The organism is Kitasatospora putterlickiae (assembly GCF_039527695.1).
Classification (GTDB): Bacteria; Actinomycetota; Actinomycetes; order Streptomycetales; family Streptomycetaceae; genus Kitasatospora; species Kitasatospora putterlickiae.
Map to the genome: position 1 here is coordinate 1 of NZ_BAAAKJ010000069.1, position 10,256 is coordinate 10,256.

At 74.5% G+C, this 10,256-nt stretch carries 11 protein-coding genes, 1 tRNA gene and 1 riboswitch; of the genes, 5 read left to right on the plus strand and 7 right to left on the minus strand.

Annotated elements, in window-relative coordinates; all coding sequences use genetic code 11:
• Together ABD308_RS08060 and ABD308_RS08065 are read right to left on the minus strand one after the other, a co-directional pair.
• Positions 1-962 (minus strand): sensor histidine kinase (locus tag ABD308_RS08060; protein ID WP_344329796.1); only part of this gene is annotated, 962 nt, incomplete at its 3' end.
• Between the two features lie 162 nt (positions 963-1,124).
• Positions 1,125-3,416 carry a SpoIIE family protein phosphatase gene (locus tag ABD308_RS08065; RefSeq protein ID WP_344329778.1) on the minus strand — a complete coding sequence of 764 codons (2,292 nt, stop codon included), beginning with the start codon at positions 3,414-3,416 and terminating at the stop codon, positions 1,125-1,127.
• A gap of 187 nt (positions 3,417-3,603) precedes the next feature.
• Between ABD308_RS08065 and ABD308_RS08070 the strand changes: the two genes are divergently transcribed.
• Positions 3,604-3,677: transfer RNA gene (locus ABD308_RS08070), tRNA-Ile, on the plus strand.
• A gap of 64 nt (positions 3,678-3,741) precedes the next feature.
• Here ABD308_RS08070 and ABD308_RS08075 read toward each other — a convergent pair.
• The 3 genes from ABD308_RS08075 to ABD308_RS08085 all read right to left on the minus strand — a co-directional run bounded on the left by ABD308_RS08075 (position 3,742) and on the right by ABD308_RS08085 (position 5,603).
• Entirely contained in the window at positions 3,742-4,311 is a 570-nt protein-coding gene (locus ABD308_RS08075) for a TetR/AcrR family transcriptional regulator (RefSeq protein ID WP_344329779.1), read from the minus strand.
• 51 nt (positions 4,312-4,362) lie between these two features.
• Complete coding sequence (locus ABD308_RS08080; RefSeq protein WP_344329781.1) at positions 4,363-5,190, minus strand: alpha/beta fold hydrolase; 828 nt, start codon at positions 5,188-5,190, stop codon at positions 4,363-4,365.
• Between the two features lie 122 nt (positions 5,191-5,312).
• Positions 5,313-5,603 (minus strand): YiaA/YiaB family inner membrane protein, encoded by a 291-nt coding sequence (locus ABD308_RS08085; protein ID WP_344329782.1) that lies wholly within the window; start codon positions 5,601-5,603, stop codon positions 5,313-5,315.
• Between the two features lie 245 nt (positions 5,604-5,848).
• Positions 5,849-6,007, plus strand: a riboswitch (cyclic di-AMP (ydaO/yuaA leader).
• A 12-nt stretch (positions 6,008-6,019) separates the two neighbouring features.
• Here ABD308_RS08085 and ABD308_RS08090 point away from each other — a divergent pair.
• Positions 6,020-6,883, plus strand: a complete 864-nt coding sequence (locus ABD308_RS08090; protein WP_344329784.1) for a M23 family metallopeptidase — start codon at positions 6,020-6,022, stop codon at positions 6,881-6,883.
• Positions 6,884-6,950: 67 nt separating this feature from the next.
• Here the strand turns inward: ABD308_RS08090 and ABD308_RS08095 are convergent, their stop codons facing one another.
• Together ABD308_RS08095 and ABD308_RS08100 are read right to left on the minus strand one after the other, a co-directional pair.
• Positions 6,951-7,397, minus strand: a complete 447-nt coding sequence (locus tag ABD308_RS08095) for a hypothetical protein (RefSeq protein WP_344329785.1) — start codon at positions 7,395-7,397, stop codon at positions 6,951-6,953.
• 184 nt (positions 7,398-7,581) lie between these two features.
• Entirely contained in the window at positions 7,582-8,472 is an 891-nt protein-coding gene (locus tag ABD308_RS08100) for a hypothetical protein (RefSeq protein WP_344329786.1), read from the minus strand.
• 43 nt (positions 8,473-8,515) lie between these two features.
• Between ABD308_RS08100 and ABD308_RS08105 the strand changes: the two genes are divergently transcribed.
• From ABD308_RS08105 to ABD308_RS08115, 3 genes are all read left to right on the plus strand, one after another.
• The gene (locus ABD308_RS08105; protein ID WP_344329789.1) at positions 8,516-9,100 is read left to right on the plus strand and encodes a GNAT family N-acetyltransferase; all 585 of its coding nucleotides are present in this window, start codon (positions 8,516-8,518) and stop codon (positions 9,098-9,100) included.
• A 122-nt stretch (positions 9,101-9,222) separates the two neighbouring features.
• Complete coding sequence (locus ABD308_RS08110) at positions 9,223-9,954, plus strand: sensor domain-containing protein (RefSeq protein ID WP_344329791.1); 732 nt, start codon at positions 9,223-9,225, stop codon at positions 9,952-9,954.
• Between the two features lie 112 nt (positions 9,955-10,066).
• On the plus strand, positions 10,067-10,256 hold a 190-nt coding region (locus ABD308_RS08115; protein WP_344329794.1), incomplete at its 3' end, for a hypothetical protein.

The following is a 10,256-nucleotide window of genomic DNA, read 5'->3' on the forward strand; positions in this document are numbered from 1 at the left end:
GGCGGCGCCCCGGTACGGCGCCGGCCGCCGCCCCCGAACACCGCGTCGTCCACGCCCAGGCCGGGCACGGTCGGCGGCAGCGGCTCGGTGAGCAGCGCGTTCGGCAGCAGCACCACGACCCGCACCCCGCCGTACGGCGAGGGCGCGGAGCTGAGCGTGACCCGGAACCCGTACTGCTCGGCGAGCCGGCCGACCGCCGCCAGACCGAGCTGCGGGACCTCGCCGAGGCGGGAGATCTCCACCGTGGAGCCACCGGCCAGGGCGGCGGAGGCCTTGGCGACGGCCTGCTCGGGCATGCCGACGCCGCCGTCGTCGATCTCGATGACGGCGCCGTTGTGCACGGGCATCAGGGTGACGAACACCTGGGTGCTGGGCGGGGAGTAGCGGGTGGCGTTGTCCAGCAGTTCGGCCACCGCGTGGATCAGTGCCTCGGCGGCCGCGCCGACCACCGCGGTTTCGATCCGGCTGCGGATCATCACCCGCTGGAAGGGCAGGATGCGTGACTGGGCGCCGCGCACGACGTCCTCCAGCGAGACCGGCTCGGGCCAGTGCCGGCCGGCCCGGGCGCCGCAGAGCACGGCCAGCGTCTGGGCGAGGCGGGCCTGTTGGGCGGCGGCGTGGTCGGCCTTGAGCAGGCCGTCCAGCAGGGCCGGGTCGTCGTGGGTGCGCTCCATCTCGTCCAGCAGGGCCTGCTGGTCGTGCGCCATCACGAGGATCCGGCGGGCCACGCTGAGGAAGGCCCGCTGGGTGGAGGCGGTGAGCTCCTGTTCGTGCTGGACGGCGGCCAGCTCGGCGTTGCGGCGGGAGAGTTCGGCGTTGAGCCGGTCCCGGAGGGCGGCGATCTCACGCTGCTGTTCGACGGCCCGGCGGCGCTGGACGGCGGCGACCGCGCGGTAGCGGGCGGCGGCCACGAGGGCGAGGACGGCGAGCACGCCTGTTGCCGTTGCGCACCACTGAGTCATCGTCACGCGGCGAATTCTAGGGTGATGATCCTACGATGGTGTGAACGGATCTCGCCAAGTGACCGGATCTCGTCTATTTCCTGTCAATACCACGCCAATCAGTACTGCTTCGGGTCCGATCGGACGGTCCGTGGACCCCCGACCGGCGCCCCACCGGCCTCGCTAGTGCACAGCCGACAACCTGTGCAACAGGAGTAACGCCACATCGTCCGGACGCGAACGCCGTTCGGTGACGTTCAGGGTGAGCAGATCGGCCAATCGTTCCAGCGCCGGACCGGGCTCCACCCGGACCGGACCGGCGTTGCGCGCCCACGTCTCCAGCCCGCCGAGCATCCGCTGCACCGACTCGTCGTAGTCCTCCTCGCGGTCCTCCACCAGACCGTCGGTGTAGACGAGCAGCGTCTCGCCGGGCGTCAGCTGCTCCTCCGCCAGCGGGTACGGCCGGTCCGGGTCGACGCCCAGCGGCGGGCCGCCGGGCAGGTCCAGCTCCACCGCCTTGGCGTCCTCGGTGACCCGGACCGGGGCCGGGTGCCCGGCGCGGGCGGCCCGCAGCGTGCCGTCGGCCGGGTCCAGGGTCAGGTAGAGGCAGGTGGCGAAGAGTTCGGTGTCCAGTTCGGCCAGCAGCCGGCTGGTGCGGGCCAGCGTGGCGGCCGGATCGTGCCCGTCGGTCGCGTACGCGCGCAGACCGCTGCGCAGCTGTCCCATCACCGCCGTGGCCTCGGCGTTGTGACCCTGGACGTCGCCGATCACCAGGCCGATCCGGCCGTCCGGCAGCCGCAGCAGGTCGTACCAGTCGCCGCCGATCTGCATGCCCTCGGTGCTCGGCAGGTAGCGGGCGGCGCTGGCGATCCCGGGCAGCCGGGGCAGGGTGCGCGGCAGCATCGCGCGCTGCAGCTCGGTGGCCCGGTGGTGGTGCGTGTCGTAGAGGCGGGCCCGCTCCAGGGACTGCGCCAGGATGCCCGCGAAGGCGGAGTAGAGGGTGCGGTCCTCGCGGCTGAAGACCCGCTCGGTGGCGAAGGTGATCAGGCAGGAGCCGACCTGCCGCCCGGAGGCGACCAGCGGCAGCACCGCCCACGCGGCCGGGGCGAGCGGACCGCCGTTCCCGGCGCCCGCTCCCGGCGGGCGTTCGCCCTCCCGCCGCCGCCCGCGCCGGGCCGGCTCGCTGAACAGCGGGGCCGACCGGGCCAGCGCGCGCTGCATCACGCCCTCCGACAGGTCGGCCAGCCGGGTCAGCTCGGTGCGCAGCGGCCCGCCGTAGACGGTGTGCGCGACGGGCAGCAGCCGTCCCTCGTCGACCAGGTCCAGCAGGATGCCGGCCGCCCCGAACGCGGGGCGGGCGATGTCGGTCACGGCGGTGGTGACGTCCCGGACGGTGACCGCCCGGGACAGAGCCCGGGTGAGCGCCAGCAGCAGCGCCGACCGGGCCCCGGCGGCGGACGTCCCGTTGGCGCTGCCTCCCGAGCGGCTGACGGCGCGGCGTTCGCCGGGGGCGCGGCCGTGGTCGAGGTCGGCGATCAGCCCGGAGATCCGGACCGGCCGGCGGTGCACGTCCAGCATCACCTCGCCGGTCTCCTCGATCCGGACCACCCCGCCGTCCCGGCGCGGCACCCGGTAGCGGATCCGGTACGGCCCGCCGGTGGCGAGCGCCTCGGCGAGCGCGGCCTGGACGTCCGGGAGGTCCTCGGGGTGGACGACGAGGTCGAGGTCGGGCGCGGGGGCCGGGCCGCCGTCCTGCGGCACCGGCCGGCCGACCAGCCGGAGCGCCTGGACGTCCCAGTGGGTCTCGCCGGTGACCAGGTCGCGTTCGAAGGCGCCGTGCCCGGCGGCCCGGACGGCGAGCGAGAGCAGCGGGTGGGCCGTCCCGGCGGCCGGGTCGCCGCAGGTCCCCGGTCCGGGGCGCACCCCGTTCGGCACGGTGGCGACGGTGCGCGGGGCCGACGGCGCCCCGGCGTGCTCCAGCAGGTACGCCAGCCGGTGCGCGCAGGCGTCCGCGAGGGTCTCCAGCACGTCCAGGTCGCGTCGCGGGACGATCCCCCGGTGGGCGAGGGCGAGGGCGAGCACGCCGATCGGCCGCTCGTCGACGACCATCGGCAGGGTGACGACGGCGACCATCCCGGTGCCCATCCCGGTGTTCCGGTTCGGGTAGTCGACGCTGGTGCGCTCGGGGCTCAGTAGATAAGGGCGGCGTAGCCTCAGCGCCATCGCGGCGGGCAGCTCACTGGCCGGGTCGACCACGCTGTAGCGCTCGTGGGCCCAGTCGGGCAGGCCGTGGGAGGCGGAGAGCCGGAGCATGCCGCCGGGGTCCAGCAGGTAGAGCGCCGAGCCCTCGCCGGTGATCCAGCCCGGGCCCTCGGCGAGCACGGTGCCGAGCAGTTCGGCGGCGCTGGTGCAGCCGAGCAGTAAGCGGACGCAGCGCATGGCACTGCGCGCGGTGGGGCTGCTGCGCGGGTCCACGGGACGGCCGGCCTCTCCGGTTCCTTATGGGGCAGTTAATTCTTAATACCTTATTTCTTAAGCGGGTGAGGCGTGGGGTGAACGGCGGGTCCCGTGCCGCCGGATCACCGGTGTGCGGGCCACCCCGCCGGGTCCGGTACCCTTCTCCGTACGACGTGCCCGCCACGCGGGCGGCGTCGGACGGTACGGGGCTATAGCTCAGACGGTTAGAGCGCTTCCCTGATAAGGAAGAGGCCACAGGTTCAAGTCCTGTTAGCCCCACACCAGCCCGAAGGGCCCGGAGCGACGCTCCGGGCCCTTCGGCGTTCCCCGCCCGCCGCGCGGTTCAGGGGCGGGGCCAGCCGCGCAGACCGGCGGTCAGCACGGTGATCATGCGCTCCTGGGTCTCCCCGAGGTCCTCGGCGAGCTGGAAGGCGCCGCCGGTCGACAGCGCGGCGAAGCCGTGGGCCAGCGAGCGGAAGGTACGGGCGGCGTGGATCGCCTCGGAGCCCTCCAGCCCGTACTCGCGCAGCACCGCGACGATCACCCCGACCAGCCGGCCGGCCGCCGCGACCAGGTCCGCGTCCGGCTGCGGCGCCTGCGGCAGGGCGGCGTAGCGGTGCGGGTGCTCGGTGGCGTAGCCGTGGTAGGCCCGCAGGACGGCGGCGACCGCCGCGTCCCCGGCGCGCCCGAGCGCGGCCTCGGCGAGCCGGTCGGCCAGCTCCTCGGTGACCCGGACCGCCACCAGCCGGCGCAGCTCGGCGAGGCCGCCGCTGACGTGCTTGTACAGCGAGGGGGTGGCGACCCCGGCGCGGGCGGCCACGGCGGCCAGCGTGAGGGCCTCGGGGCCCTGCTCGTCGATGAGGGCGAGGGCGTGGCCGACGACCTGCTCGGGGGTCAGTCCGACTCGGGGCACTGCGGTTCTCCTAGCGAGGGGGAGGTGCGGGGAAGGGAGGGGCGCCGGTGCTCAGACCAGGTCGGCGAGGAAGGCCAGCAGGGCGTCGGCGGTGGCGCGGGGGTGGTCGGCCATCGGGTAGTGCCCCGCGCCCTCGATCATCACCTTGCGCGCGTTCAGCGCGGCGGCCTGCCGGTCGGCGACCAGCTCCGGCTTCGGGAAGTCGGGGTCCTTGGAGCCCATCACGACCAGCGCCGGGCAGCGCACGGCGGCGGTCCAGCCGGCGGGCGCCGAGTCGCCGCGCACGTAGCCGCGGGTGGCGGTCCTGCGGCCCGGGGTGCGCATCGCGTCGACCAACCCGGTCACGTACTCCTCGTGGTCGGCCGGCCTGGGGCCCGGGTAGGCCATCCTGCGCTGGTAGAGACCCCAGAACGCGGGCGAGCGCACCAGCAGCGCGCCCATCGCGCCGACCGCCAGACGCTGCAGGGCGCCCGGCGGCACGTTCTCGACGAAGGCGTCCAGCAGGACGATCCCGGCGACCCGCTCGGGGGCGCCCCCGGCGGCCCTGACCACGCTGGCGCCGGTGTAGGAGTTGCCGGCCAGCACGGCCCGCTCGATGCCCAGGTGGTCGAGCAGGGCGAGGACGTCACCGGCGATCGCGGCGGGGGAGTAGTCGTCCCAGCGGATCGAGGACTCGCCGAAGCCGCGCAGGTCCATGGTGATCACCCGGCGCCCGGCGGCGGTCAGCAGCGGGCGCAGGTGCCGGTAGGCGGCCCGGCTGTCGAGCATCCCGGGGAGCAGGACGACCGGGGCGCCCGTGCCGTGCCCGGTGTCGTCGAAGGCGATCCGGCCGCCGGGCAGGTCGAGGTGGCGGGTGACGGGGGCGACGGTGCCGTTCATGGGGAGCCTCCTGGGTGCGGGATCGGCGGCGACGTGCCGATAGCCATAAAGCTAAGGCTAATAGCCTTAGCCGTCAAGCTATCGACATGCGGACGCGTGGCCGGCCCCGCCGCGGAGGCCGGTCAGACCCCCTCCACCTTGAACGGGTCGTGCTCGGTCAGCAGCTTGTCCAGCCGCGCCTGGTCGACCCGGGTCACCAGCTCGGTGGTCTCCTGCCGGTCCCGGACCACCTTGGCCAGCGTGAACGTGGAGGTGATCGTGTAGAGCAGGCCGACGGCGAGGAACGCCCGGGTCCACGGCTCCACCGGAAGGAAGGCGATCCCGACGCCGAGGGCGGTGCCGGAGAGGGCGAAGGACAGCACGGCCTGGAGGTGGTACGCGGCCGTGGTGCGGGTCTGCATCGGTGCGCTCATGGCGCCAGGATGGCCGCGTCCGGCCCGGCCGCACATGAGTAGGCGTACTCAAGTGAGGGGCCGTTCGTTGACGTCCCGACACGTTCGGTAGTGTCAGTTGTCATCAAACGTCCCAAAACGCCCATCGGGCCGCGTGGTGCCCGATCCCTGTCCCGCCGACGGCAACGGACGGCTTGGAATCGGGGGGCTCTCGGATTAACGTTTGATAACGCAGCGCGGTCCGCAACGCCGTACCCAGACGGCACCGTGCGCCGTCGCCTAATCCCGCCGGCCGGCCCTCGGGCAGGCCAGGGAGCCGGGGAACCACGTTCCTTGGGGTGAATCGGCCAGGCCCAGGCCCAGCCGTAGGAGACCTTCCTGCTCCGAACCCGTCAGCTAACCCGGTAGGCGCGAAGGAAGGAAAGGAGCGCGCCTCCGTGGCGTCGACGCACACCCCGGCACATCCGTCCGGCTCCGGTACCCGGCTGCTCGACCATCCGGGCCCGTTCACCGGGCAGGGCCCGTTCGGCGCCCCGGCCGACGAGAGCGCCCCGCCGGCCGCCGAAACCAGCCGGCACCGGATGCCCCGTCAGTCCCGCGGCACCGCTCCCCTGCTCGGCGTCACCGCCGTCGCCGCCACCCTGGGCGCCACCGGCTTCGCCTCCGCCACCCCGGCCGCCGCGCCCGCCGTCGAGGCGCCCGACGAGCAGCCGGTCGCGCTCTCCGCCGACCCCGGCCTCGCCCTCGCCGCCCGCATCCAGCAGCAGGCCGACAGCCAGCGCACCGCGGCCGAGGAGAACGCCCGCGTCCAGGCCGCCCAGGAGGCCGAGGCCAAGCGCGCCGCCCAGATAGCCCAGCAGGAGCAGGCCAAGCGCGCCGCCGAGGAGGCCGAGAAGGCCAAGCTCGCCGCGATCAAGCTCCCGGTGAAGGACTACCGGCTCTCCGCCCACTACGGCCAGAGCGCCCGCTACTGGTCCCACCTGCACACCGGCCTGGACTTCGCCGCCGACCAGGGCGAGCCCGTCTACGCGGTCGGCCAGGGCACCATCACCTCGGCCGGCTGGGCCGGCGCCTACGGCTACCGGATCGTCGAGACGCTGCCCGACGGCACCGAGATCTGGTACTGCCACCTCTCCTCGATCATCAAGGGCTCCGGCAAGGTCGTCCCCGGCCAGCAGATCGGCAAGGTCGGCGCGACCGGCAACGTCACCGGCGCCCACCTGCACGTCGAGGTCCGCCCCGGCGGCGGCGCCCCCGTCGACCCGGAGGCCTGGTTCGAGCAGCGCGGCGTCGCCCCCTGACGCCTCCCGGCCCACGACGCGGTGCCCCGCCGGACGCGGTCCGGCGGGGCACCGCGCTGTCAGGGCGTCAGCAGGTGACGGGCGCGGTGACGGTCGCGGTCGCGCCGAAGCCCCAGGTGGTGGTCAGCAGGGTGGCCGTCACCGTGGAGCCGCACGGCGCGGTGGCCGCGAGGTAGCCGAACCCGCGACCGCCGGGCGGGAGGATGCCGCTGCCGGTGTCGGTGCCGAGCGAGGCGCCGCCGACGACACCGAGGGTCAGGGTGTAGGAGGCGTCCTGCGCGGTCCAGGTGGTGGTCGGCGTCGTGTAGCCGCCGGCCGTGACGGTGGTGCCGTCGACCGTGATGCAGACCCGGTTCTGGAGCACGCCGGCGAAGCCGTTGGCACAGGTGGACGTCGAGGCGGCCGTGGTGGTCGCCGCCGTGCCCGTGGTCCGCGCGGTGGCCTCGGTGGCGCCCACGACACCGAGCGAGGACAGCGTGGCACCGGTCGCCAGGACGGCTGCGAATCGCTTCATGAGGGTTCTCTCCTTCGGAAGACGGTGGCAAGAGGAGCCGTGTAGCGCATGTGACATGTCACGCTTCACGTGCCGGATGATGTCACCGTGCCCGACCCATCGCGCCTGATCGGCCCCAAAGCCCTCGATGAGTACCGGAATTGACCGCACGGTGGCTCGAATCCACGCTCCCGCCGCACCGGCGCTACTCCGCCTCGTCCTCCGTCGGCTCCAGCCCCGCCAGATAGGCGTCGATCTCCGCCTGCCCCGGCTCCGGCGCCAGCTCCGGGTACTCCTCCACCAGCAGCCGCGGCAGCCCCGGCACCGTCCACCCGCCGGCCAGCTCCAGCGCCACCCGGACCGCGGCCTCCTCGAACGCCCCGAAGTCCCCGGCCAGCTCCTCCGGCATCGGCCGGCCCAGCGCCGTCAGCTCCGCCAGGTTCCGGTAGCTGCGCTCCATCAGCCCCTGCTCCAGCAGCCGCCGCGCGCCGTCGGTGGCCATCCCGACCGCCAGCGTCCGGGCCCCGCCGTCCCAGCCCCCGTCGTCCACCGGCTCCAGCACGCCGTCCGCCTCCAGCGCCGTGAACGCCGCCGAACGCTCCTGGGCGGACAGCTCCCGGAACCCCTCCAGCCAGGCCCGCACCGCCGCCTCGTCGCCGGTGTCCACCCCGGCCGCGCGCAGCAGCAGCGCGTACAGCCGGGGCCAGGTCACCAGGTCCGCCCGGCGCAGCAGCCCGGCCGCCACCTCGCCCTGCCACTCGGCCTCGGCGTGCAGCCGCTCCTGCCGCTTGGCGTTCAGCCGCTTCGCCGCGCGCTGGTGGTCGACCAGCAGGCGCACCGCCGCGCCGTACGCCAGCGGGTCCTGCCCCGGCTCCGGCTGGACGTACAGGTACAGGCGTTCGTACAGCAGGTGCTCCACCACCGCGGAGGTCAGTTCGGGCCAGCCGTCGTGCATCCTGCCACCGCCCAGCTCCAGCAGCGCCAGCACCGCCCGCAGCGGGCCCTCGGCGACCGGCTCGCGGCCCTCCGCCTCCGCCCAGGCGAGCAGTTCGGCGGCCTTGGTGCGCGGGGCGAGCCGCAGGTCTTCGTCTTCCATAACCACGAACCGTAACCGCTGGTCGGGGATAGGGTCGGGAGCCATGGTTCCCGTCCGACTCACCGGGCCCCGGCTGGCCATCCGAGAGTTCCACCAGACCCCCGAGGACGTGGACGCGCTGCACGCGGTGTTCGGCGACCCGGAGGCCACCCGCTACCTCCCCTTCGCCCCGCGCGACCACGAGACCTGCGCGGACCAGGTCGCCCAGTTCCTGGAGGAGGCGGAGAAGGAGGACCGGACGGTCTACCGGCTGGCCGTCACCCGCCTCGCCGACGCCGACGACCCGGCCCGCGCCGTCCCGATCGGCAACGCCGCGCTCGGCCTCGTCGCGAACCGCGCCGCCCACCTCGGCTACGCGCTGCGCCGCGACGTCTGGGGCCTCGGCTACGCGGGCGAGATCGTCGCCCTGCTGCGCGGCCTCGCCTTCGGCCCGCTCGGCCTGCACCGGCTGGAGGCCCGGGTGGACGTCGACAACGCCGCCTCGATCCGGGTGCTGACCCGGGCCGGCTTCCGGCTGGAGGGCCGGGTCCGGCACGACTACCGGCGCCACGACGGCTGGCGCGACGCCTACCAGTACGCGCTGCTCGCCGAGGACACGCCGGCCGGGGGCGCTGTTCAGGGGGGATAACCCCACCCCCGGTTCGCCGGGGAGCCGGATGTCCGCCCCGGGCGCGCTTTGACAGGCTGTGGGAGTCAGCAGGACAGACCCCGAGCCCGAACCGCGACCGACCCGAGGGACCGAGACCGGCCATGAGCAGCCACAGCATGCAGCGCAACGAGTACGACGCGTACGACGGCGGCGGCGAGCGCCACCCCGTCGCCCGCCGCATCGAGGAGCCGCCGTACGCCTGGCGGGCCCCGTTCACCTCCTACTTCTACCGCGAGGTCGGCTACACGCTGACCGGCCTGCCGGTCGCGGTGGTCGGCTTCACCGTCGCCGTCGCGCTGTTCTCCCTCGGCCTCGGCACCTTCGTCACCGTGCTCGGCCTGCCGGTGCTGGCCGCGCTGACCACCTTCGCCCGCGGCTTCGGCGCACTGGAGCGCGCCCGGGTGCGCGGCATGCTCGCCCTCGACGTGTCCGCGCCGGCGCCGGTCCGCGCCGTCCGGCCGGGCGCCTGGGGCGCGATCACCGCCCGCCTCGCGGACGCGGCCGGCTGGAAGGCCGTGCTGTACCAGGTGGTGATGTTCCCGTGGGCGATCCTCAGCATGGTGCTGTCGCTGGTCTTCCTCTGCGTCGGCTGGACGCTCGCGCTCTACCCCGTCTACCACTGGGTGTTCCCGCGCTACGTCGACTGGCCGGGCTACCGGGTCGTCGACTTCACCGGCGACGACGGCGTCCGGCACGAGTACTTCATCGAGTCGCCGCTGCAGATCGCGGGCGTCTGCCTGCTCGGGATGCTGTTCGTCTTCCTGACCCCGCAGCTGGTGCGCGGCCTGACCAACGTCAACCGCCTCGCCGCCCGGGGCCTGCTCGGCGGCTGACCCCGGCTCCGGCCGTCCTGCTCCGACACCCCGAAGGCCCGCACCCGGTCCCGTCCACCCGCCTGGACGCCCCCGGGGGCGGGCCTTCGTGCTGCGTGGTCGGATGGCCGCGATGACCGATCGAACCGCCCGCGCCCCGGTCCCGCCGGGATTCCTGGTCACCTCCCGTTCGCTGGACGAGTACTGCGACCTGTTCGGCCTCACCCGCGCCGGGATCGCCGCCCTGCCGGGCCCGCTGCTCGACTGCCCCGGCGGCGCCGCCGCGCTGGCCGCCGCGGTCGGCCCGCTCGGCTGCCGGGTCG